Below are 21,218 nucleotides of genomic sequence, written 5' to 3' on the forward strand. Positions count from 1 at the left end.
GCAGATCCGGGACTCGCCGTTTCCGGTCGAATTTCGGTTCCGATTTCCCGTCGGAGGGGTTGTTCACGCCTTTCAGCGCAGCAACTACTTTAGCGACTTTCCGGGGCGGCTCATAATCGGGCCGCTCAGGATCGAATTTGGGCAACGCCAAAGACGACCCGTTAGGGAAGTGTACGTAGTGGTTGGTTGCGCCGCCTGGCGGTCTGCGCAGATAGCGCTGCCCGTCTCCAGCGGCTCGGGCTACGTTAGGCGCTTGGCCCTGGAGAGTCAAGTAGCCATGGGGTGCCACATGGTTCTGGACGGTCACGTGGTGGAAGTGGTGCGGCGGCGCGGGGTGTGCGGGCGGTACTGGCTGACGGTGGGCTCGTCGGCGATCCAGTAGCGCCAGGGGTGGTCGGCGCCGTCGCCGCCGACGCCGACGCGGGGGCCGTTGCGTACCCGGGTGGGGGCCGCGGGGGTGCCGTACAGGACGGAGAGCGGGGCGGTGGGGTCGGCGCCGTGGCAGACGTCGGTGCCGTCCAGGGTGCGGTCGATGTCGAGGGCGGTGGCCAGGCGGGCCGGTCCCTTGGCCAGTTCGTTGGTGTTGCGGGCCTTGGGGCGGCGGCCGGCGGCCAGGTGGGTGCCGGTGATGATCTCGCCGGCGCGCAGGAGGATGCCGCTTGCCTTGTCCTTCGGGCCGCAGACCAGGTTGAGGCTGAACCACATACCGTAGATGAAGTAGACGTACGCATGGCCGGGCGGGCCGAACATCGAGGCGTTGCGGGCGGTGCGGCCGCGGTAGGCGTGGGAGCCGGGGTCGGTCTCGCCGTCGTAGGCCTCGACCTCCGTCAGGCGGAGTTCGATCGGGCCGTCGGGGGTGTGGCGTACGAGGGTGCGGCCGAGGAGATCGGGGGCGACGTCGAGCACCGGGCGGTCGAAGAAGGCGCGGGAGAGCGGCATACGTTCCGGTACGTCGGTCATGCGCACCGAGGGTAGTGCAGGGAAATGGGTGGGCGACTGGCCATGGGGGCGTCGGGGTTGGGAAGGTGTGGCTCGCGGAACCGGCCTGCGCCGTTCCGCGTTCGTAGGAGTTCGAAGGACTCTTCGTAGGTATCGGGCCGGGGCGGACGAGGAGTCGAGATCCCGGTGAAGTTGCACTGAGCACAGGCGTGGGTGCCTGGGGAGGACGAACATGGGGTTCAAGAAGCTGCTGGCGAGCATGGGGGCCGGGGGCGCGTCGGTGGAGACGGTGCTCTTCGAGGAGAACGTCGTCCCGGGTGGCGTCGTGCAGGGTGAGGTGCGGATCCAGGGCGGGTCCGTGGCGCAGGACATCCAGGGCGTCTCCGTGGGGCTGCAGGCGAAGGTCGAGGTCGAGACCAGCGACGGAGAGGTCAAGCGGGACATCCAGTTCACCAAGGTGCAGCTGGGCGGGGCGTTCCAGGTGCAGGCGGGTGCCGCGCACACGGTGCCGTTCGGGCTGGAGATTCCTTGGGAGACGCCGATCACCAATTTCATGGGGACGCATCTGCGCGGGATGAGCGTGGGCGTGACGACGGAGCTGGCGATCGCGCGGGCGGTGGACTCCGGTGACCTCGACCCGGTGAATGTGCACCCGATTCCCGCGCAGCAGGCGATTCTGGATGCGTTCGGGCGGCTCGGGTTCCGGTTCAAGTCCGCCGACCTGGAGCAGGGGAAGATCCGGGGGACGCGGCAGACGCTGCCGTTCTACCAGGAGATCGAGTTCCACGCGCCGCAGCAGTACCGCGGGCTGAACCAGGTCGAGCTGTCGTTCGTGGCGGACGACCGGGAGATGGACGTCGTCCTGGAGATGGACAAGAAGCCGGGGCTGTTCACCGGTGGGTCGGACTCCTACCGTTCGTTCACGGTCGCGCTGAACGACTACGAATCGACCGACTGGGCGGGGTACCTCAACCAGTGGCTGGCGGAGGTCGGCGGTAAGCGGAACTGGCTCTAACCTGGCCGGACAGAGTGTCAGCAAGCGACCAGGAGGTGTTGCGGTGTCCGAGCTGAAGCGGCGGCCGCTCCCGCACGATTTCCATCCGCCGGTGCCGGAGTTCACGGTGTCGAGCGATGAGGTGGAGCCGGGCGGGACGCTGCGGCCGGAGCAGGTCTTCGCCAAGGGGAACCGTTCGCCGCAGCTGCAGTGGACGGGGGCGCCCGCGGGGACCAGGAGCTACGCCGTCACCTGCTACGACCCGGACGCGCCGACGGGCAGTGGTTTCTGGCACTGGACGCTGTTCGACATCCCGGCATCGGTGACCGAGCTGCCGACCGGTGCCGGGAGCGGTGACATGAAGGGGCTTCCCGACGGGGCCGTTCATGTGCGGAACGACTACGGGACGCGGGACTTCGGGGGCGCGGCGCCGCCGCCCGGGGACGGTCCGCACCGCTATGTGTTCACGGTGTACGCGGTGGACAAGGAGAAGCTCGGTCCGGACGCCGATGCCTCGCCCGCGGTGGTGGGGTTCAACCTGCGGTTCCATGCGATCGGGCGGGCCCAGCTGATCGCCGAGTACGAGGTGCCGGCACAGGGCTGAGCCCCGTAATTCCGTTGCGCCCCGGCGCTTCCCGCACGCACAGTGGTACCTGGCTGACGGCCTGCAAGGGCCGTCGGGCAGCCGGTACCGCAGTGGCGGGAGCGCCGGGGCGCAGGTGTGTCGCCCCGCTGTTCGCCGGAGTCCGCACTTGTGCCGGGCGTCCTCGCCGGCTGCCGTTCGCTCCGGGTCCCGTGTGTGTCACGGGGGCGGGATCCGGAGCGTTTTTCTTTGCCGTGCGGTCCCGTTCCGGGCGCCGCCGACTCACCTCTTCTTCATCTTCCCCTCGCTCGCCATTTCCCCTGTGGGGCACGGAAATTGCGTTGTTCGGGGAATACCTGCCACTGCACAGTGGAGCAACTTCGCCGCGGGGGCGGAGCGGGTCCGGGAGGTGGACGGGATGCGCGAGACTCTGGTGCTCAATGCGAGCTTCGAGCCGCTGTCGACGGTGTCACTGCGGCGTGCGGTGGTGCTGGTGATGCAGGACAAGGCCGTGGTCGAGAACGCACACCCGGGGCTGCTCATCCGGGCCGCTTCGGTAGATGTGCCGGTGCCGCGGGTGATCAGGCTCAGCAGATACGTACGGGTGCCGTTCCGAAGACGGGCGCCGTGGTCGCGGCGGGGGGTGCTGGTGCGGGACCAGCACCGGTGTGCGTACTGCGGGCGGCGGGCGACGACCGTGGATCACGTGGTGCCGCGGGCGCAGGGTGGTGCGGACACCTGGCTGAACACCGTCGCCTCGTGCGCGGAGGACAATCACCGTAAGGCGGACCGTACGCCCGAGCAGGCGGGGATGCGGCTGCTGCGGAGGCCGTTCGAGCCGACGCCGGCGGATGCGCTGCTCTCGGCTCTCGGGGTGTCCGTGCGCGAGGAGCTGCCGGAGTGGCTGGCGGCCCTGCCGGCGTAACGATCCCGGGCCATCGTCCAACTCGCTTTACTTGAGGACGAGTTGGGCGATGGCTGCGAGGCCCACGAGGACGATGACGATGCGCAGGGCGGTGGGCGGCAGGCGGCGGCCCACCCGTGCGCCGATCTGGCCGCCGATCGTCGAGCCGACGGCGATCAGCCCGGCAGCCTGCCAGTCGATGTCCGCGACGAAGACGAAGAAGAGCGCGGCGACGCTGTTCACCAGGGCGGCGAGGACGTTCTTGGTGGCGTTGATGCGCTGCATCGAGTCCTGGAGCAGCATGCCCATCAGGGCGACGTAGATGATGCCCTGGGCCGCGGTGAAGTAGCCGCCGTACACGCTGGCGATCATGATCGCGACGAAGAGGAGCGGTCCGCCGTCGGCCTTGGCCTGGGTGCCGTGGCGCTCGCGGCGGCGCTGGACCGCCTTGGAGATGTACGGCTGGAGGATCACCAGGACGAGCGCGAGGCCGACCAGTATCGGGACGATCGTCTCGAAGGCGGTGGAGGGCAGCGCGAGGAGCAGGGTGGCTCCGGTGAAGCCGCCGATCGCCGCTCCGATGCCCAGGCGCACTATGCGGCGGCGCTGGCCGGTGAGTTCCTTGCGGTAGCCGATGGCTCCGCTGATCGAACCGGGGATCAGACCGAGGCCGTTGGAGACGGTGGCGGTGACCGGGGGCAGGCCGGTGGCGAGCAGTACGGGGAAGGTGATCAGTGTTCCCGAGCCGACGATGGTGTTGATGGTGCCTGCGCCGAGCCCCGCGACGAAGACGGCGACGGCTTCCCAGATGGTCACGCGGATCCCCCATGCATGATCGGTGTGGTCCTTGCCGATCATGCACCAGGGGCGCGCGGGTGTCAGTCGATCGGGGGTGCTTCGCGGTTCGGCGAGCTGGGCTTGGGGATGGTGCCGCCGCCCGCGGGGTTGAAGTTGCCGAGGGCGCCGCCGAGGCCCTTGAGGGCGTCGCCGATCTCGCTGGGCACGATCCAGAGCTTGTTGGCGTCGCCCTCGGCGATCTTCGGGAGCATCTGGAGGTACTGGTAGGAGAGCAGCTTCTGGTCGGGGTCGCCGGCGTGGATGGACTCGAAGACCACCCGGATCGCCTGGGCCTCACCTTCGGCCCTGAGGGCGGCGGCCTTGGCCTCACCCTCGGCGCGCAGGATCGAGGACTGCTTCTCGCCTTCGGCGGTGAGGATCTGGGACTGCCGGACACCTTCGGCCTGGAGGATGGCAGCGCGCTTGTCACGGTCGGCGCGCATCTGCTTCTCCATCGAGTCCTGGATGGAGGTCGGCGGCTCGATGGCCTTGAGCTCGACGCGGTTGACGCGGATGCCCCACTTGCCGGTGGCCTCGTCCAGGACGCCGCGCAGCGCCGCGTTGATCTCCTCGCGGGAGGTCAGGGTCCGCTCCAGGTCCATGCCGCCGATGATGTTGCGCAGGGTGGTGACGGTGAGCTGCTCGATGGCCTGGATGTAGCTGGCGACTTCGTAGGTCGCCGCGCGGGCGTCGGTGACCTGGTAATAGATGACCGTGTCGATGTTGACGACGAGGTTGTCCTGGGTGATCACCGGCTGCGGCGGGAACGGCACGACCTGTTCGCGCAGGTCGATGCGGTTGCGGATGGAGTCGATGAACGGGACGACGATGTTCAGGCCGGCGTTGAGGGTGCGGGTGTAGCGGCCGAAGCGTTCGACGATGGCGGCGCTGGCTTGAGGAATGACCTGGATCGTCTTGATGAGTGCGATGAACACGAGCACCACCAGGATGATCAGGACGATGATGATCGGTTCCACAGCGGCTCCCGTGCCCTTCGTTTCTGGTCCGTGCCGGCCGGTGACCGGCGTCGGCGTGGCTGTCAATCAGTCGTGCAGTCCGTGCTGTTGATCAGTCTTTCAGAGACGTGGCGCGTCGTGCAGCGTGTTCAGGTCAGATGACGACGGCGGTGGCGCCCTCGATCTCCACGACGTCGACCTGCCGGCCCGGCTCGTAGACCTGGCCGCTGTCGAGGGCGCGGGCGGACCAGACCTCGCCGGCGAGTTTGATGCGGCCGCCGCCGGTGGTGTCGATGCGCTCCAGGACCGTGGCGGTGCGGCCCTTGAGCGCATCGATTCCGGAGGCGAGTTGGGGGCTCTGGCCACGGTGGCGTTTGGCGATGGGGCGTACGACGGCGAGCAGTGCGACCGATACGGCGGCGAAGACGAGGAATTGCGGGACGGCGCCGCCACCGAGCGCAGCGGTGACGGCACCGGCGACGGCGCCGACCGCGAACATCCCGAATTCGGGCATCGCGGTCACGACGAGAGGAATGCCCAGTCCTACGGCGGCGATCAGCCACCACACCCATGAATCCACGGCTTCATGGTAGATCCGCGGGGCGGCGCGGGACAGGGTGCGATCGGTCCGCCGGGGACTCAGGTCAGGGGCAGGCCCTGCGCGGTCCAGCGGTCGCCGTTGCGCTCGACGATCAGGGGGAGGCCGAAGCAGTGGGAGAGGTTGCTGGAGGTCAGTTCGAGCTCGAGGGGGCCGGCGGCCAGCACCTTGCCCTGACGGATCATCAGGACGTGGGTGAAGCCCGGAGGGATCTCCTCGACGTGATGGGTGACCATGATCATCGAGGGGGCGAACGGGTCGCGGGCGAGGCGGCCGAGGCGGCGGACCAGGTCCTCACGGCCGCCGAGGTCGAGGCCGGCGGCGGGCTCGTCCAGGAGGAGCAGCTCGGGGTCGGTCATCATCGCGCGGGCGATCAGGGTGCGCTTGCGCTCGCCCTCGGAGAGGGTGCCGAACTTCCGGTCGAGGTAGGCGTTCATGCCGAGGCGGTCGAGGAAGGCGCGGGCGCGCAGCTCGTCGACCTCCTCGTAGTTCTCCTGCCAGGTGGCGGTCATGCCGTACGCGGCGGTGAGCACGGTCTGCAGGACCGTCTGGCTGCGCGGCAGCTTGTCGGCGAGGGCGATGCCGGCGATGCCGATCCGCGGGCGCAGGTCGAAGACGTCGACGCGGCCGAGCTGCTCGCCGAGGACCGTGGCGGTGCCGGCGCTCGGGAAGAGGTAGCTGGAGGCGACATTCAGGAGGGTGGTCTTGCCGGCGCCGTTGGGGCCGAGGATCACCCAGCGCTCCCCCTCCTTCACCGACCAGGAGACCTGCTCCACCAGAGCCCGTCCTTCGCGGACCACGGATACGTCCACCAGCTCCAGTACATCGCTCATGAGCGCGTTGTCTCCCATTGCTTCTCGGTCGTCTTGTGCACCTGCGGGCGCATCCCCCCAGCAAACCTACGCCACTCGATGTCAGTGCCGTTCCCTAGGCTGGGGGGCATGCTCGATGAACCACGATCAGGACGGCTGGCGTCATGGGGAAATGCCCTTTTGGCCGGACTTGTCTCACCCGATGAAGCCGCGCACCGCATCGCGGACGATGACGCGGTGCACCGCGTGGAAGGCCTGCCCGGGGAGGAGGCGCCGGTCGGGCTGACCCTTGCGCTGGGGCGACTGCGGGCCCTGGGCGCCATCGGCCTGCGGCTGGCGCTCCCGGTGCCGGGGCATCCGCTGGGGCTGACCGGACCGCCGGAGTTCAATGCGCGGGCGCTGGAGGCCGAGGAGGCGGTGCTCGCCACCGGGGCCGGGCTGGGGCTGGTGCCGGAGACGTACGAGGCCGGGCCCGAGGGCGGCTCGGGGCCCGATGTACATGTGGAGGTGGTCTGGCACTGCCTGCCGGTACGGGAGGCGCCCCCGGCCGATGTGCCCTCGCTGGGCGAGGCGGAGCGGGAGCTGGCGGAGGCGCTGCGGGAGGCGACCGAGGTGCTCTCGAAGCTGGATGTGGCCGGGGCCGGCCCGGTCGCCCAGGCCGCGCTGGAGGCGTACCGGGCGCGGGCCGAGGCCGGGCGGCGGATGCTGGCGCCGGGCTATCCGCCGCGTGCGGTACGGGTCCTGGAGCTGGCGCAGCGGGTGGGCGCGCTGATCGACATCGCCCTCCCGCACAGCCTCAAGGGCATGGGTGGGGGTCCCCCCATGGCGGGCGGGGAGCACGGCGGGGCGGTGAGCTCGTCGGAGATCGCGGCGCGGTCCGAGGCGCTGCGGCCGGTGGAGCGGACGGCCCGGCGGGCGCAGGTGGCGGCCTACAACTCCGCGGTGGAGGAGCGGGAGCGGGGGTGAACCGGGGCGGGGGGTGAACGGGGAAGGCCCCGCCGGACCATGGCGTGGTCGGCGGGGCCGTAAGAGAGCGGGCCTCGGTGGCCGGGGGTGGCCCGGACTGTTGGGTCCCGGACCGGATGGCGTCAGTGGTTCACGGCGTGGTTTCCGAAGGCGGCGTTGAGCAGGCCGACGACGTTGACGCTGTTGCCGGTGGCGTTCACGGGGACGTCCACCGGGGCCTGGACGAGGTTGCCGGAACCGACGCCGGGGGAAGAGACGGCCTGGCCGTGCGCCTGCGGGCCGCCGGTGGCGAACGCGGAGCCGGCGGCGGCACCGGCGGCGAGACCGGCGGTGGCGAGGACGAAGGCGGCCTTCTTGGCGGTGTTCATGAGAGCGAGTTCCTCACTTGGCGGCGCGGGGCCGCGATGACGGGACTGTGTGGAGGGCGACCGGTTGCGCGTCCAGGAGCTGGCGGGGCCGGTCCGGCACGGCCCGCGCGGACCATGGCGTCACGCGGGTCGTGCAGATCGTGCGGGCAGGCCTGCGATCAGAGGTTGATGCAGTCGTTGCCGAAGACCGGGTTGAGGGCCCCGATGACGGTGGCGGTGTTACCGCAGGCGTTCACGGGCACGTGGATCGGCGCCTGGACGAGGTTGCCGGAGCCGACGCCGGGGGACTTCACCGCGACGCCCTGAGCCTGCGGGCCGGAGTGAGCGGAGGCGACTCCGGCGCCCGCGACGGCGAGACCGCCCGCCACCATCGTGATGGCCGCTACCCGCTTGATGTTCTTCACTTCTCTTGCTCCTCGTTGCCGATGCCGCGGCCAGCCGCCGCGGCTGCACTGGACAACGCCGGGGCACTGCGAGGGATACGCCAAATGGGCTACGTCTACACGACAGTATGAATCTCGTATGGGGAGACGACGCTCCGCTTCGACGCCGCGGTAGAGGGCTCCGATCGCCGTCAGGCCCCGATCCCGTGCCGGACCGCCCACAGCGCGGCCTGCGTCCGGTCGGCGAGGTCGAGCTTCATCAGGATGTTGGAGACATGGGTCTTGACGGTCTTCTCCGACAGCACCAGCGCGCGGGCGATCTCGCGGTTGGAGCGCCCGTCCGCGATCAGGCCGAGGACCTCGCGCTCCCGCTCGGTCAGTGAAGTGCCGCGCCCCTGGCCGTTGTTGCCCTCCTCCTGGGAGAGCAGGGCGCCGGCCACCTCGGGCTGGAGCAGGACATGACCCGCATGGACGGACCGGATGGCGCCGGCCAGCGCCTCGGGGTCGATGTCCTTGTAGACATAGCCCGCGGCGCCGGCCCGCAGCGCGGGGACGACCGTGCGTTGTTCGGTGAAGCTGGTGACGATCAGCACCCGTGCGGGGTTGGCCAGTTCGCGCAGCTTCCGGAGCGCCGCGATGCCGTCCATGCCGGGCATCTTCACGTCCATCAGGACCACGTCCGGGCGCAGCTGTTCGGTGGCGGCGACGCCCTCGGCGCCGTCGGAGGCCTCCCCCACGACCTCGATGTCCTCCTGGACCTCGAGAAACGTGCGCAGTCCCCGGCGTACGACCTGGTGATCGTCCACCAACAGCACGCGGATTGAGCCGGTCTCAGCCACCGGGTACCTCCATCTCCACAGCGGTGCCCTTGCCGGGCTCCGACTCCACCCTGAGCCTGCCACCGACGCCGCCGGCGCGGTCCCGCATCGATACGAGTCCCAGGTGCCGGCCGGCCCGGCGGACCAGGCCGGTGTCGAAGCCGCGGCCGTCGTCGGCGACGCGCAGCAGGGCGCCCTGGCCGCGGCGGGTGAGGGTCACCTCGACCTGACCGGCCCCGGAGTGCCGCAAGGCGTTGTGCAGCGCCTCCTGGGCGACCCGGAGCAGCGCCTCCTCCTGGGCGGCCGGGAGGGCGCGGACGCCCTGGGCGGCGAAGGTGACGCGGGCGGTGTGGGCGCGGTCGAGGACCTGCGCCTGGGAGCGCAGGGTGGCGACCAGGCCGTCCTCGTCCAGGGCCGCGGGCCGCAACTCGACGACGGCGGCGCGCAGTTCGTCGGCGGCCTCGGCGGCCAGCGCGGCGACCTGGTGGAGCTCGTCCTTGGCGCGGGCCGGGTCGCGGTCCACCAGGGCGGTGGCGGCCTGGGCGGTCAGCCGGAGGGAGAAGAGCTTCTGGGCGACCGCGTCGTGCAGTTCGTGGGCGAGCCGGGCGCGCTCTCCGGCGATGGTCAGCTCGCGGCTGCGCTCGTAGAGGCGGGCGTTGGTCAGGGCGATGGCGGCGTGCTGGGCGAGTATGCCGAGCAGATGCTCGTCCTCCTCGGTGAAGCCACAGGTGCCCTCCGGTTTGGGGCAGCGCTTGTTGGCCAGGAAGAGGGCGCCCAGGATCTCGTCGCCGTCGGCGACCGGCAGGCCGAGGAAGTCGGACATGTCCGGGTGGGCGGCGGGCCAGCCGCCGAAGCGGGGGTCCTCGCGGACGTCGGCGAGGCGCTCGGGGGTGGCGTTGTGCAGCATCGCGGCGAGGATGCCGTGCTGGCGCGGGAGCGGTCCGATGGCCTTCCACTGCTCGGCGCTGACGCCGTCCACCACGAACTGGGCGAAGCCGCCGTGGTCGTCGGGCACGCCGAGGGCGGCGTACTCCGCGTCCAGCAGCTCGCGGGCCGAGGCGACGATCGTCTTGAGGACGTCGCGCACCTCCAGATGCCTGCTCATCGCCAGGATCGCGGTGCTCACCGCGGGGATCCCGTCCCCCGGACCGTTGCTCATGGCTTCACCGTACCGGCGCGGTGACCGGCCCGTATCGGTCCCGCGACGTCCCCCGCCTACGTCCCGGGGCCTAGGCCGAATGCCCTGACCAGGGCCCGTCGGATGCCCGACGCCCTCGGTTGCGCCGCGTTCCTACGTTGGGGGCGAAGGACCGGGAGAGCCGTCCCGGTCCGCATCCGGTCCGGAAAAGGGGACGCGATCATGCCGGTGGCGATCATCACGGGAGCATCGAAGGGGCTGGGCCGGGCGCTGGCCGCGGCGCTGGCCGGGCGGGGCTGGGACCTGGTGGTGGATGCCCGGTCGGCCGGGCCGCTGGAGGAGGCGGCGGATCGGCTGCGGGCGGCGGGGGCGCGCGTCGTGGCGCTGCCCGGGGATGTGGTGGACGGCCGGCACCGGGCGGCGCTGGTGGCCGCGGCGCGCGGACTGGGCGGGCTCGATCTGCTGGTGAACAACGCGAGCGTGCTGGGCGCCGAGCCGCTGGTGCGGCTGGCGGACCAGCCGCTGGACGGGCTGCGGGCGGCGCTGGAGGTGAATGTGGTGGCGCCGCTGGGGCTCGTACAGGAGGCGCTGCCGCTGTTGCGCGCGCCCTCGGAGTCGTCTCCCCACAGGGAGTCGTCTCCCTATATAGGGGCAGAGGGTGCAATAGGTGCATACGGGGCTGTTCTCTCCATCAGCTCGGATGCGGCCGTCGCGGCGTACGGGACGTGGGGCGGTTACGGAGCGACGAAGGCGGCGCTGGACCAGCAGTCGGCGGTGCTGGCGGTGGAGGAGCCGGAGCTGCGGGTGTGGTGGGTGGATCCGGGCGACATGCGGACGGATCTGTATGCGGCGGCCATCCCGGTCGAGGACGACTCGGGGCGCCCGCTGCCCGAGAGCGTCGTACCCGCGCTGCTGCGGCTGCTGGACGGTTCGGCGCCGAGCGGACGGTATGTGGCGGCGGAGCTGCTGGACGGCATCCGGTGATCGCGGATGCGCTGCGGGTCCCGGAGGAGCTGTCGGCCAGGGTGCCGGCCGAGCAGCGGGGGCCGGGGCTGGGCCGCGATGCCGTACGGCTGCTGGTGAGCCGGGGTGCGGACGAGGCCGGGCATCACGCGTTCGGGGAGCTGCCCCGGCTGCTGACGGCGGGGGACGTGCTGGTGGTGAACACCTCGCGGACGCTGCCGGCGGCGGTGGACGGCCGGGTCGGGGACGGGCGGGGGCGCGGCGAGCCGGTGGTGGTGCACTTCTCGACGCGGGGCGACCGGTGGCATCCGGCGGGCCGGACGGTGGCCGGGTGCTGGGCGGTGGAGCTGCGGTCCCCGGACGGGCGGGGCAGCACCCGGCCGCGGGCGGGCGGCCCCCAGGGCGCGGTGGTGCGGCTGCCGGGCGGGGCGCGGCTGGCCCTGGAAGCGCCGGTGGCCCCCGGGGGCGTACGGCTGTGGTGGGGGCGGGTGACCGGTGGCACCGCGGCGGAGGTGATGCGGCGGTACGGGCGGCCGATCCGGTACGGCTATACGGACCGGGACCAGCCGCTGTCCGCGTATCAGACGGTGTTCGCGGTGGACTCCCCCGGCGTGGGCAGCGCGGAGATGCCGAGCGCGGCCCGGCCCTTCACGGCGGGGCTGGTGGCGCGGCTGGTCAGTGCGGGGGTGCAGTTCGCGCCGATCTCGCTGCATACGGGGGTGGCGTCGGCCGAGGCCTTCGAGCCGCCGTATGCGGAGCGGTTCGTGGTGCCGGCGGCGACGGCGTGGCTGGTGAACGCGGCGCGGGCGCGGCGCCGTGCGGGGCCGCGCGCCTCGGGCGGCGGCCGGATCATTGCCGTCGGCACCACCGCCGTACGGGCCCTGGAGTCGGCCACCGGGGCGGACGGGCGGGTGCGGGCCGCGACCGGCTGGACGGATCTGGTGGTGACCCCGCAGCGCGGGGTGCGGGCGGTGGACGGGCTGCTCACGGGGCTGCACGAGCCGACGGCCTCGCATCTGCTGATGCTGGGGGCGGTGGCGGCCAGGGACGTGCTGGAGCGGGCGTATGCGGCGGCGGTCGAACGGCGCTGTCTGTGGCATGAATTCGGCGACCTGCATCTCGTACTGCCCGGGTGAGTTCCAGACTCGGCGCATGTCGCACTCGATGAACAGGCCGCAGGAGCCGCGGGACGCCAGGAGCTGGACGCCGGTCCATGGGCAGCCGTACCGGCCGGTGCCGTACCGGCCGGAGCGGATACCCGCCGAGGAGTCGCTGGCGCGCGCCGCCGAGCTGCGGGAGCGGATGGGCCGGCGGCGGACGGTACGGCAGTTCGCCGGCGACCCGGTGCCGGAGCAGGTGGTGAAGGACGCGATCGCCTGTGCGGCCACCGCGCCGTCCGGGGCGCATCAGCAGCCGTGGACGTTCGTGCTGGTCAAGGACCCCCAGGTACGGCGCAGGATCCGGGCGGCGGCCGAGGGGGAGGAGCGCGTCTCGTACGCGGGGCGGCTGGGCGAGGAGTGGCTGGCGGCGCTGCGGCCACTGGGCACCGATGAGGTCAAGCCGCATCTGACCGATGCACCGCAGCTGATCGTGGTCTTCCAGCAGCGGTACCGGCTGGGCGCGGACGGCAGCAGGCGCAAGCACTACTACGTGGACGAGTCGGTCGGGATCGCGGTCGGCATGCTGCTGTCGGCGCTGCATCTGTCGGGGCTGGCGGCGCTGGTGCACACGCCGAGTCCGATGCGGTTTCTCCAGGAGGTACTGGGGCGGCCGGCCAACGAGAAGGCCTTTGCCGTGATTCCGGTGGGGTATCCGGCAGCGGAATGCGAAGTGCCCGATTTGACCCGAAAAAGGCTAAATCAAGTGATAGTGGAAATCTGACGGATACGGGCTGTGCGTTTGCAATTACCACTGGCGAGATAAACGCTTCGGCAATGTGACGCCGCGCATAGGACGCAGGTCACTTACGAGTCGGGTTAGTGGTCCGTAAAGACGGTGTGAGCTGGGCGCTGTCTGGGCCCGATGCAATTCTCGGCCCCCCGGTTCCACTAACCCGGGTCGTACGTCACACCATTGCCGGGCGAATTTTCGGCCGCTAACAATGGCTCCCGTCGCAAGGCGCCGTGATCAGAACTCGGCGTAATCCGCCGCCGATGGCCCTTGCGATGTCCCCCATTGGAGAGGTCAACCCAGCCATGCCTAAGCACGCCATTCCTGGATTCACCCGCTTCACCCGTACTCACAAGATTTCCGTGGCCGGTGTGGCCGCGGCCGGTGCCGCCGCCCTGGTCCTCTCGATCGTCCCGGGCGCCGACCAGGGGGAGAGCTCGGGGCAGGCCGCTGCCGCCGAGAACATCAACGTCAAGCCGGTCGCGTTCAGCGAGGTCGCCACCGCGGCGAAGAGCCAGCAGGCCACCGTCGCCAAGCAGGCCTCCACCACCGCCTCCGCGGCCAAGGCCGAGGCCGCCGCGAAGAAGGCCGCCGCCGAGAAGGCCGCCAAGGCCAAGGCCGCCGCCGCGGCGAAGGCCAAGGCCGACAAGGCGCGCAAGGCGAAGGTCGTCGCGAGCCGGTCCGCGGTACGCACCGCCGCGCCGCAGCCCGCCAAGAAGGTCTACCCGAACAACCTGGACGGCTGGATCCGCGAGGCGCTGCACGTCATGGACCAGCACGACATCCCGGGCACCTACAACGGCATCTACCGGAACATCATCCGGGAGTCGTCCGGTAACCCGAAGGCCATCAACCTCTGGGACATCAACGCCCAGAACGGCATCCCGTCCAAGGGTCTGCTGCAGGTCATCGACCCGACCTTCAAGCAGTACCACATCGCCGGCACGTCCTGGGACAGCTACGACCCGGTCGCCAACATCGTGACGGCCTGCCACTACGCGCAGCACCGCTACGGCTCGATGGACAACGTGAACTCGGCCTACTGAGCCGCCGGTTCCCGCTTGCACACCGCCGAGGGGCGGCACCCGCTGTCGGGTGCCGCCCCTCGGGCGTGCCGTTTTCCGGTGACCGTTACTTGCGCATGACCTCCGGCTCGTGGCGGCGCAGCAGGCGGGCGACGACGAAGGCGAGCAGCACGCCCAGCGCAATCATGATGATCATGTCCATCACATAGACGCCGGTCTGGTGCTTCCACAGCGGGTCGGGGTTCGGCGGGATGCCCTTGTCGAGGTTGCCCGGATCCCACGGGAGCAGCGTGTTCATGTCGGCGGTCGCGCCCATCGCGGCGACGGCCCAGCGCGACGGCATCAGCCAGGCGACCTGGGCGACGCCGGGGGTGTCGAAGAGCTGGAAGAGCACGCCGGTGAAGACGACCTGGACGATGGCGAACATGACCAGCAGCGGCATGGTCTTCTCGGAGGTCTTGACCAGCGAGGAGATGACCAGGCCGAACATCATCGAGGTGAAGCCCAGCGCGATGATCGCCAGCGCCATCTCGATGGCCGGGAGGTTCTTCACGATGAGGCCCTGGGTGGGCATGTTGCGGGTCGAGAAGCCGATCGCCGCGATGATCACGCCCTGGAAGGCGGTGACCACGCCGAGCACGATGATCTTGGACATCAGATACGCCGACCGCGACAGGCCGGTGGCCCGTTCGCGCTCGTAGATGACCCGTTCCTTGATCAGCTCACGGACGGAGTTGGCGGCGCCGGAGAAGCACATACCGACCGCAAGGATCAGCATGATCGTGCTGGCATCGCGGTTGGTGCGGTGCTTCTCGTCCGGTCCGTAACCGAGGCCGAAGTCACTGGGGATCAGCATCGAGACGATGCCGAGCACCGCGGGCAGGATCACCATCAGCCCGAGGAAGCCGCGGTCGGAGGCGAGCACGGAGACATAGCGCCGCATCAGCGTCCACAGCTGCGAGCCCCAGCTCTGGGACTTCTGCATCCGGGCCGGCGGCGCCTGGACGTTGACCGACTGCGGGGCGACGGCGTCGATGTCCGCGGCGTACATCTGGTAGTGCGGGGAGCCGCGCCAGCGGCCCATCCAGTCGTAGTCGCGGTAGTTCTCGAAGGCCGAGAAGACATCCGCCCAGGTGTCGTACTGGAAGAAGTTCAGCGCCTCCTCGGGCGGGCCGAAGTAGGCCACGCCGCCGCCCGGCGCCATCACCAGCAGCTTGTCGCAGATGCCGAGTTCGGCGACCGAGTGGGTGACGACCAGGACGGTGCGGCCGTCGTCGGCGAGGCCGCGCAGCAGCTGCATGACATCGCGGTCCATGCCCGGGTCGAGGCCGGAGGTCGGCTCGTCCAGGAAGATCAGCGACGGCTTGGTCAGCAGCTCCAGGGCCACCGACACGCGCTTGCGCTGGCCACCGGAGAGCGAGGTGACCTTCTTCTCCCTGTGCACATGCAGCTTGAGCTCGTGCAGGACCTCGTTGATCCGGGCCTCGCGCTCGGCCTCGGCGGTGTCACCGGGGAAGCGGAGCTTGGCGGCGTAGCGCAGCGCCTTCTGGACGGTCAGTTCCTTGTGCAGGATGTCGTCCTGCGGGACCAGACCGATGCGCTGGCGGAGCGCGGCGAACTCCTTGTAGAGGTTCCGGTTGTCGTAGAGGACATCGCCCTGGTTGGCGGGCCGGTAGCCGGTCAGCGCCTTGAGCAGCGTGGACTTGCCGGAGCCGGACGGGCCGATGACGCCGATCAGCGACTTCTCGGGGACGCCGAAGGAGACGTCCTTGAGGATCTGCTTGCCGCCGTCGACGGTGACCGTGAGGTGGCGGGCCGAGAAGGAGACCTCGCCGGTGTCGACGAACTCCTCGAGGCGGTCGCCGACCAGCCGGAAGGTGGAGTGGCCGACGCCGATGATGTCGTTCGGGCCGACGGGCGCCTTGCCGGACTTGGGGACCGGCTGACCGTTGATGTACGTGCCGTTGTGGCTGCCGAGGTCATGGATCTCGAAGCGGCCGTCGGGGGTGACCCGGAATTCGGCGTGGAGGCGGGAGACCTGGAGGTCGGAGACGACCAGTTCGTTCTCCAGCGCACGGCCGATGCGCATCACCCGTCCCGAGTCGAGACGGTGGAAGCTGGTCGGGCTGCGGTCGCCCTGGGCCTGCGGGGCCGGGCCGCCCGCCTTCTGGGCGGGGCGCTGCTGCGGCGCGGGCTGCTGCGGGGGCACGGCCTGCTGCGGCGGGATGTACGGCGGCTGCTGGCCCTGCGGCGGCGCCTGCCAGCCCTGCTGGGCGGGCTGCTGCGCGGGCGGGGCCTGCCAGCCCTGCTGGGCCTGCTGGGCCTGCTGGGGCGGTGCCATCGCGGGCGGCGCGTTGAAGCCGCCGGCGGCCGGCGCGGCGGCGGCCGAGAGGCTGATCCGCGGGCCGTCGGTCGCATTGCCCAGGTGCACCGCCGAGCCGGGGCCGATCTCCATCTGATGGATCCGCTGGCCCTGCACATAGGTGCCGTTGGTGCTGCCGTGGTCCTCGATGATCCAGCTACGACCGGACCACCGGACGGTGGCATGCCGCCAGGAGACCCTGGCGTCGTCGAGCACCATGTCGCCCTGCGGATCACGCCCCACGTTGTACGACCGGGACGGATCGAGCGTCCAGGTCCTTCCGTTCAATTCGAGTACGAGTTCAGGCACTCCATGCCCCATTACATAGTCCCCCGAGCGACACCCTGGATGGGAAGTCAGGGATGGCGAATCATCGTGAGGAACTATTTCAGGCTCGGCCCGCCGACCGGAAACCGGGAGGGGAGCGGGGCGCATCGGCCTCGCGGCGACGTCCGGCAATGCCTCCCCGAGGGCCGGAAGGGCCCGTAGATGACCGGGGATCGCCGTATTGCGGGTGGTCACAGCGGTTCTGCGTACCGCCGATGATCCGAAATGGTCGCAACAAAAGGGGAGTTGGGGCGTCGCCTCACCCTTACGGGGCAACCCTGCGGGACGGACCGGACACGAGTCCATAACGATCGCCCGCGGCCCGGCGGGCGGGGCGCGGTGCGGTGCGGGCGCGGCAGTCGGGCGGACGCGCGGTCCGAGGCACGGACACCTGTACGGGCGTGCCCGGCCGCCGGTTACCGTATGACCACCATGAGCGCATCGCAGATCCCGCCTGCCACCGCCGTACCGGGCGATGACGTACCGACCCTCCTCGTGAAGATCTTCGGGAAGGACCGGCCCGGCATCACCGCAGGTCTCTTCGACACCCTCGCCGCCTACTCCGTCGATGTCGTGGACATCGAGCAGGTGGTGACCCGGGGCCGGATCACGCTGTGTGCGCTGGTCACCGCCCCCTCCCCCGGCCAGGGCACCACCGGCTCGTCCGAGGGCGACCTCCGCGCCACCGTGCACAGCTGGGCCGAGTCGCTGCACCTCCAGGCGGAGATCATCTCCGGCCGGGGCGACAACCGGCCGCGCGGTGTCGGCCGCTCGCACGTGACGGTGCTGGGGCACCCGCTCACCGCGGAGTCGACCGCCGCCATCGCCGCCGCCATAACGTCCTCGGGCGGCAATATCGACCGTATTTTCCGGCTTGCGAAGTATCCGGTGACCGCCGTCGAATTCGCGGTGTCCGGTGCGGCGACCGATGCGCTGCGCACGGTGCTGGCCCCGGAGGCCGCACGGCTGGGCGTGGATGTCGCGGTGGTCGCGGCGGGGCTGCAGCGCAGGGCGCAGCGGCTGGTCGTGATGGATGTGGACTCCACACTCATCCAGGACGAGGTCATCGAGCTGTTCGCGGCGCACGCCGGGTGCGAGGCCGAGGTCGCCGAGGTGACCGCCGCCGCGATGCGCGGTGAGCTGGACTTCGAGCAGTCGCTGCACGCCCGGGTCGCGCTGCTCGCCGGGCTGGACGCCTCCGTGGTGGAGACCGTCCGCAAGGAGGTACGGCTCACCCCCGGGGCCCGCACCCTGGTGCGGACCCTCAAGCGGCTCGGCTATCAAGTCGGCGTCGTATCGGGCGGATTCACGCAGGTCACCGACGCGCTCAAGGAAGAGCTGGGGCTGGACTTCGCCTCCGCCAACACCCTGGAGATCGCGGACGGCAAGTTCACCGGCCGGGTGACCGGCGACATCGTGGACCGGGCCGGGAAGGCGCGGCTGCTGCGCAGCTTCGCGCAGGAGGCCGGGGTGCCGCTGGACCAGACCGTGGCGATCGGCGACGGCGCCAACGACCTGGACATGCTCAATACGGCGGGCCTGGGGGTCGCCTTCAACGCCAAACCGGTCGTACGGGAGGCGGCGCACACCGCGGTGAATGTGCCGTTCCTGGACACCGTGCTCTATCTGCTGGGCGTCACCCGCGAAGAGGTCGAGGCGGCGGACACGCACGCCGAGTGACGCGGGCTGCGGGCTGCGCCCGGTACGCGTCAAGGGCAGGTTTCCTGACATGACGGAAGGGCCCCGGCGGTAACGCTCCGGGGCCCTTCTCGTACGGCTTGTCGCGCGGCCGGTGGTCTCAGCTCTGCGGCGTCCAGAACGCGGCCAGCCGGCCGACGCCGTGCTCGACCGACTTCCATGAGCCGTCGAAGGTGATCACGGCCACGGCGGCCGTCGGGAAGCCGCTGCGGTTCATCCGGGGCAGCAGGTCGCCCTCCGCCTCGCCCGACAGCGCGTCGGCCAGGGCGTGCATCCCCGGGTTGTGCCCGATGAGCAGCAGGTCGTCGACGTCGTCGGAGGTCTCGTTCAGCAGCGCGATCAGTTCGCCGAGGGAGGCTTCGTACAGCCGCTCCTCGTAGACGGTCCTGGGCCGCTGCGGGAGCTCGTGGACGGCGAGCTTCCATGTCTCACGGGTACGTGCGGCCGTCGAGCAGAGGGTCAGATCGGGGGTGATTCCCGTTCCGGCCAGCCAGCGTCCGGCGGCCGGGGCGTCCCGGCGGCCGCGGTCGGCGAGCGGGCGCTCATGGTCGCTCTCCTGCGACCATTCGGCCTTTGCATGTCGGAGGAGGACAATACGGCGAGGTGTATCGACGCTCATGCGTCCCAGCTTCGCATGAAAAGCAGCACGGGGCGCGGGGTGTTGAGGGGCTCCCCCCTGGCGGGTGACGGGCGGGCCCGCAAGATCATCAGACCCCCACTCCCACCAGCCTCGCCAGGAGGTCCAGCAACGCCGCAAGCCCGCTCCGGGACGCCCCGGCCGCGCTCGCCTCCGACGGGCTCGCCATCAGCGCCAGCAGGGTGATGAAGGAGACCACCGGCAGGGCCACCGCCCACCACGGCAGCCGTATCCGCAGTCCGGGGGCCTTGGTGGCGGGCGGCCTGCGGAATGCGGCGGACATGGGGATCGCCTCCGTGGCGGATCGGGGGGCTGCGCGGCCGCGGGGTGCGGCGCGCCCACCGCGCCGGGCGGTGTGCCTCGAAGCTACGGATCTCCGGCGGCCGTGCCTATCCGGGAAGCCACCCATTGACCCCTGATGCCCGTCCCCTAGGGGACCGGGGGGCCTGCCCCACCCACGGGGCCCGTCAGGGCGCGGCGATACTCGCGATGACCGCGACGACGACGGTCACGCCGAGCATGAGGCCCAGGACGAGGAGCAGCTTCTTCTGGCCGCCCTGCGGGTTCGGTTCGAGCACTGGCATGCGCCCAGTGTCGCACTCACTTCTCGTCCTCGATGCGGCGGTCCCGGCCTGCCAGTACGCCCACCACCATCTGCGGCACCAGCAGCCCGGCCATCAGCGCGATCGGCAGGCCCCAGCCGCCGCTGTGCTGGTAGAGCGTGCCGACGAGCAGCGGCCCGGGGATGGAGATCAGATAGCCGACGGACTGCGCGAAGGCGGAGAGCTTGGCGACGCCGGCCGAGCTGGTGGACCGCATCCCGATCATGGTCAGGGCCAGCGGGAAGGAGCAGTTGGAGATGCCCATCAGCACCGCCCAGGCCCAGGCACCGGCGGCCGGGGCCAGCCACAGCCCGGCGTAACCGGCCAGGCCGCAGGCGGCGAGGCCCACCGCGAGCGGACCCTGGTGCCGCATCCGGGAGGCCACCCGCGGCAGGACGAACGAGAGCGGCACGCCCATCGCCATGGTGACGGCGAGCAGCACACCGGCGGTGCCCGCGGAGACCCCGGCGTCGCGGAAGATCTGCGGCATCCAGCCCATGGTGATGTACGCGGCGGTGGCCTGGAGGCCGAAGAAGACGGCGAGCGCCCAGGCGGTCGGCGACGAGGTGATCCGTACGGGGGGTTCCGCGGCGGGCGCCGCACCGCCCGTGGGCGGCCCCGCGGCGGCGGAACGGCGGCGGACCACCGCGAGCCAGGGCAGTACGGCGACGGCGGCGAGCGCCGCCCACACCGCCAGTCCGCTCTGCCAACTGCCGCCCAGCGCGGACGTCATGGGGACGGTGGCCGCCGCGGCGAGCGAGGTGCCCAGGGCCAGCGCCATGGAGTACAGGCCGGTCATCGGACCGACCCGGTCGGGGAACCAGCTCTTGATGACGACCGGCATCAGGACATTGCTGAGCGCGATACCGGCCAGGGCCAGCGCGCTGGCGGCGAGAAAGCCCGTGGTGCCGCCGGTGAACGGCCGTACCGCGATGCCGACGGCGATCGCGGCCATGCCGCCGCAGACGATGGCCCCGGGACCGAAACGCCTGGCCAGCCGGGGTGCCGCGAAACCGAAGACGGCGAAGCACAGGGACGGTACGGAGGTCAGCAGCCCGGCGACGGTGCCGCTCATGCCGAGGCCGTCGCGGACCTCCTCCAGGAGCGCGCCGAGGCTGGTGACGGCGGGGCGGAGGTTGAGCGCGGCAAGGACGATCCCGGCGATCACGATCCGGGGCAGCCAGCTCGATCCTGCGCCGCCGGGCTTGGGAGCGCCGGAGGCGTTGTCGCTGGTCTCGAGGGGGCGCGGGGTCGTGGCGGGCTCGGCGGTGGGGCCGAGGGTCGCGAGGTCGTCGTCTGCCATGGGCGCCATCATAGAATCATGGGATGAATATTTGTCCACTCGTGATCACTCGTGACCCCGCGTGAGGAGGGCGGTTATGGATAGCCTCTGCCGTCGCGCATCACCACGCCGCGGG

At 70.9% G+C, this 21,218-nt stretch carries 23 protein-coding genes; 9 read left to right on the forward strand and 14 right to left on the reverse strand.

The features are described from left to right. Positions 1 to 303 precede the first annotated feature (303 nt). Positions 304 to 960: a DNA-3-methyladenine glycosylase gene (locus AB0D04_RS21165; RefSeq protein ID WP_362705387.1), complete on the reverse strand. Its 657-nt coding sequence runs from the start codon at positions 958 to 960 to the stop codon at positions 304 to 306. Between the two features lie 211 nt (positions 961 to 1,171). On the opposite strand from AB0D04_RS21165, the gene AB0D04_RS21170 reads away from it, so the two are divergent. The 3 genes from AB0D04_RS21170 (at position 1,172) to AB0D04_RS21180 (ending at position 3,441) form a co-directional block, all read left to right on the forward strand. Then, positions 1,172 to 1,954 carry a sporulation protein gene (locus AB0D04_RS21170; protein ID WP_362705390.1) on the forward strand — a complete coding sequence of 261 codons (783 nt, stop codon included), beginning with the start codon at positions 1,172 to 1,174 and terminating at the stop codon, positions 1,952 to 1,954. A 43-nt stretch (positions 1,955 to 1,997) separates the two neighbouring features. Continuing rightward, positions 1,998 to 2,537: a YbhB/YbcL family Raf kinase inhibitor-like protein gene (locus AB0D04_RS21175; RefSeq protein ID WP_362705393.1), complete on the forward strand. Its 540-nt coding sequence runs from the start codon at positions 1,998 to 2,000 to the stop codon at positions 2,535 to 2,537. A gap of 397 nt (positions 2,538 to 2,934) precedes the next feature. Continuing rightward, positions 2,935 to 3,441: an HNH endonuclease gene (locus AB0D04_RS21180; RefSeq protein WP_362705395.1), complete on the forward strand. Its 507-nt coding sequence runs from the start codon at positions 2,935 to 2,937 to the stop codon at positions 3,439 to 3,441. A gap of 27 nt (positions 3,442 to 3,468) precedes the next feature. Here AB0D04_RS21180 and AB0D04_RS21185 read toward each other — a convergent pair whose 3' ends face one another. The 4 genes from AB0D04_RS21185 to AB0D04_RS21200 all read right to left on the reverse strand — a co-directional run bounded on the left by AB0D04_RS21185 (position 3,469) and on the right by AB0D04_RS21200 (position 6,662). Next, complete coding sequence (locus AB0D04_RS21185) at positions 3,469 to 4,236, reverse strand: sulfite exporter TauE/SafE family protein (RefSeq protein WP_362705398.1); 768 nt, start codon at positions 4,234 to 4,236, stop codon at positions 3,469 to 3,471. Positions 4,237 to 4,298: 62 nt separating this feature from the next. Further along, positions 4,299 to 5,234, reverse strand: coding sequence for an SPFH domain-containing protein (locus AB0D04_RS21190; RefSeq protein ID WP_362705401.1), 936 nt, complete (start codon positions 5,232 to 5,234; stop codon positions 4,299 to 4,301). Between the two features lie 133 nt (positions 5,235 to 5,367). Continuing rightward, on the reverse strand, positions 5,368 to 5,781 hold the full coding sequence (locus AB0D04_RS21195) for an NfeD family protein (protein ID WP_362705546.1): 414 nt from the start codon (positions 5,779 to 5,781) through the stop codon (positions 5,368 to 5,370). A gap of 71 nt (positions 5,782 to 5,852) precedes the next feature. Further along, positions 5,853 to 6,662, reverse strand: coding sequence for an ABC transporter ATP-binding protein (locus AB0D04_RS21200; RefSeq protein ID WP_362705403.1), 810 nt, complete (start codon positions 6,660 to 6,662; stop codon positions 5,853 to 5,855). A gap of 90 nt (positions 6,663 to 6,752) precedes the next feature. Here AB0D04_RS21200 and AB0D04_RS21205 point away from each other — a divergent pair, with 90 nt between their 5' ends. Continuing rightward, positions 6,753 to 7,589, forward strand: a complete 837-nt coding sequence (locus tag AB0D04_RS21205) for a hypothetical protein (RefSeq protein WP_362705406.1) — start codon at positions 6,753 to 6,755, stop codon at positions 7,587 to 7,589. A 122-nt stretch (positions 7,590 to 7,711) separates the two neighbouring features. Here AB0D04_RS21205 and AB0D04_RS21210 read toward each other — a convergent pair whose 3' ends face one another. From AB0D04_RS21210 to AB0D04_RS21225, 4 genes are all read right to left on the reverse strand, one after another. Further along, the gene (locus tag AB0D04_RS21210) at positions 7,712 to 7,957 is read right to left on the reverse strand and encodes a chaplin (RefSeq protein ID WP_362705408.1); all 246 of its coding nucleotides are present in this window, start codon (positions 7,955 to 7,957) and stop codon (positions 7,712 to 7,714) included. A 158-nt stretch (positions 7,958 to 8,115) separates the two neighbouring features. Next, on the reverse strand, positions 8,116 to 8,361 hold the full coding sequence (locus AB0D04_RS21215; RefSeq protein ID WP_362705411.1) for a chaplin: 246 nt from the start codon (positions 8,359 to 8,361) through the stop codon (positions 8,116 to 8,118). Between the two features lie 170 nt (positions 8,362 to 8,531). Beyond that, positions 8,532 to 9,179: a response regulator transcription factor gene (locus AB0D04_RS21220; RefSeq protein WP_362705414.1), complete on the reverse strand. Its 648-nt coding sequence runs from the start codon at positions 9,177 to 9,179 to the stop codon at positions 8,532 to 8,534. Beyond that, a complete protein-coding gene (locus AB0D04_RS21225) occupies positions 9,172 to 10,317 on the reverse strand; it encodes a GAF domain-containing sensor histidine kinase (RefSeq protein ID WP_362705417.1) in 1,146 nt (381 codons plus the stop codon). The genes AB0D04_RS21220 and AB0D04_RS21225 overlap by 8 nt, the downstream gene beginning before the upstream one ends. A 201-nt stretch (positions 10,318 to 10,518) precedes the next feature. On the opposite strand from AB0D04_RS21225, the gene AB0D04_RS21230 reads away from it, so the two are divergent. From AB0D04_RS21230 to AB0D04_RS21245, 4 genes are all read left to right on the forward strand, one after another. Next, positions 10,519 to 11,280, forward strand: coding sequence for an SDR family NAD(P)-dependent oxidoreductase (locus AB0D04_RS21230; protein WP_362705420.1), 762 nt, complete (start codon positions 10,519 to 10,521; stop codon positions 11,278 to 11,280). Then, positions 11,280 to 12,395 (forward strand): S-adenosylmethionine:tRNA ribosyltransferase-isomerase, encoded by a 1,116-nt coding sequence (locus tag AB0D04_RS21235; protein ID WP_362705548.1) that lies wholly within the window; start codon positions 11,280 to 11,282, stop codon positions 12,393 to 12,395. Before AB0D04_RS21230 ends, AB0D04_RS21235 begins: the two co-directional genes overlap by 1 nt. Positions 12,396 to 12,411: 16 nt before the next feature. Then, complete coding sequence (locus AB0D04_RS21240) at positions 12,412 to 13,140, forward strand: nitroreductase family protein (protein ID WP_362705423.1); 729 nt, start codon at positions 12,412 to 12,414, stop codon at positions 13,138 to 13,140. Between the two features lie 314 nt (positions 13,141 to 13,454). Next, on the forward strand, positions 13,455 to 14,195 hold the full coding sequence (locus AB0D04_RS21245; protein ID WP_362705426.1) for a transglycosylase SLT domain-containing protein: 741 nt from the start codon (positions 13,455 to 13,457) through the stop codon (positions 14,193 to 14,195). An 85-nt stretch (positions 14,196 to 14,280) separates the two neighbouring features. Here AB0D04_RS21245 and AB0D04_RS21250 read toward each other — a convergent pair whose 3' ends face one another. After that, the gene (locus AB0D04_RS21250; RefSeq protein WP_362705429.1) at positions 14,281 to 16,857 is read right to left on the reverse strand and encodes an FHA domain-containing protein; all 2,577 of its coding nucleotides are present in this window, start codon (positions 16,855 to 16,857) and stop codon (positions 14,281 to 14,283) included. A 438-nt stretch (positions 16,858 to 17,295) separates the two neighbouring features. On the opposite strand from AB0D04_RS21250, the gene serB reads away from it, so the two are divergent. Then, positions 17,296 to 18,543: a phosphoserine phosphatase SerB gene (gene serB / locus AB0D04_RS21255; protein WP_362705431.1), complete on the forward strand. Its 1,248-nt coding sequence runs from the start codon at positions 17,296 to 17,298 to the stop codon at positions 18,541 to 18,543. A gap of 118 nt (positions 18,544 to 18,661) precedes the next feature. Here serB and AB0D04_RS21260 read toward each other — a convergent pair whose 3' ends face one another. The 4 genes from AB0D04_RS21260 to AB0D04_RS21275 all read right to left on the reverse strand — a co-directional run bounded on the left by AB0D04_RS21260 (position 18,662) and on the right by AB0D04_RS21275 (position 21,103). Beyond that, the gene (locus AB0D04_RS21260; RefSeq protein WP_362705434.1) at positions 18,662 to 19,180 is read right to left on the reverse strand and encodes a histidine phosphatase family protein; all 519 of its coding nucleotides are present in this window, start codon (positions 19,178 to 19,180) and stop codon (positions 18,662 to 18,664) included. A gap of 88 nt (positions 19,181 to 19,268) precedes the next feature. Beyond that, positions 19,269 to 19,481, reverse strand: a complete 213-nt coding sequence (locus AB0D04_RS21265; RefSeq protein ID WP_362705436.1) for a hypothetical protein — start codon at positions 19,479 to 19,481, stop codon at positions 19,269 to 19,271. 184 nt (positions 19,482 to 19,665) lie between these two features. Then, a complete protein-coding gene (locus AB0D04_RS21270; RefSeq protein WP_362705439.1) occupies positions 19,666 to 19,782 on the reverse strand; it encodes an SGM_5486 family transporter-associated protein in 117 nt (38 codons plus the stop codon). A gap of 16 nt (positions 19,783 to 19,798) precedes the next feature. Continuing rightward, a complete protein-coding gene (locus tag AB0D04_RS21275) occupies positions 19,799 to 21,103 on the reverse strand; it encodes an MFS transporter (protein WP_362705442.1) in 1,305 nt (434 codons plus the stop codon). Between the last annotated feature and the right edge of the window lie 115 nt (positions 21,104 to 21,218).

The organism is Streptomyces sp. NPDC048483 (genome assembly GCF_040651455.1).
Lineage (GTDB): Bacteria > Actinomycetota > Actinomycetes > Streptomycetales > Streptomycetaceae > Streptomyces.

Coding starts and splice junctions, on each gene's coding strand:
- AB0D04_RS21165 (WP_362705387.1), bottom strand. CDS start 960: ATGACCGACGTACCGGAACGTATGCCGCTCTCCCGCGCCTTCTTCGAC.
- AB0D04_RS21170 (WP_362705390.1), top strand. CDS start 1,172: ATGGGGTTCAAGAAGCTGCTGGCGAGCATGGGGGCCGGGGGCGCGTCG.
- AB0D04_RS21180 (WP_362705395.1), top strand. CDS start 2,935: ATGCGCGAGACTCTGGTGCTCAATGCGAGCTTCGAGCCGCTGTCGACG.
- AB0D04_RS21200 (WP_362705403.1), bottom strand. CDS start 6,662: ATGGGAGACAACGCGCTCATGAGCGATGTACTGGAGCTGGTGGACGTA.
- AB0D04_RS21205 (WP_362705406.1), top strand. CDS start 6,753: ATGCTCGATGAACCACGATCAGGACGGCTGGCGTCATGGGGAAATGCC.
- AB0D04_RS21210 (WP_362705408.1), bottom strand. CDS start 7,957: ATGAACACCGCCAAGAAGGCCGCCTTCGTCCTCGCCACCGCCGGTCTC.
- AB0D04_RS21225 (WP_362705417.1), bottom strand. CDS start 10,317: ATGAGCAACGGTCCGGGGGACGGGATCCCCGCGGTGAGCACCGCGATC.
- AB0D04_RS21230 (WP_362705420.1), top strand. CDS start 10,519: ATGCCGGTGGCGATCATCACGGGAGCATCGAAGGGGCTGGGCCGGGCG.
- AB0D04_RS21240 (WP_362705423.1), top strand. CDS start 12,412: ATGTCGCACTCGATGAACAGGCCGCAGGAGCCGCGGGACGCCAGGAGC.
- AB0D04_RS21245 (WP_362705426.1), top strand. CDS start 13,455: ATGCCTAAGCACGCCATTCCTGGATTCACCCGCTTCACCCGTACTCAC.
- AB0D04_RS21250 (WP_362705429.1), bottom strand. CDS start 16,857: ATGGGGCATGGAGTGCCTGAACTCGTACTCGAATTGAACGGAAGGACC.
- serB (WP_362705431.1), top strand. CDS start 17,296: ATGAGCGCATCGCAGATCCCGCCTGCCACCGCCGTACCGGGCGATGAC.
- AB0D04_RS21260 (WP_362705434.1), bottom strand. CDS start 19,180: ATGAGCGTCGATACACCTCGCCGTATTGTCCTCCTCCGACATGCAAAG.
- AB0D04_RS21265 (WP_362705436.1), bottom strand. CDS start 19,481: ATGTCCGCCGCATTCCGCAGGCCGCCCGCCACCAAGGCCCCCGGACTG.
- AB0D04_RS21270 (WP_362705439.1), bottom strand. CDS start 19,782: ATGCCAGTGCTCGAACCGAACCCGCAGGGCGGCCAGAAGAAGCTGCTC.
- AB0D04_RS21275 (WP_362705442.1), bottom strand. CDS start 21,103: ATGGCAGACGACGACCTCGCGACCCTCGGCCCCACCGCCGAGCCCGCC.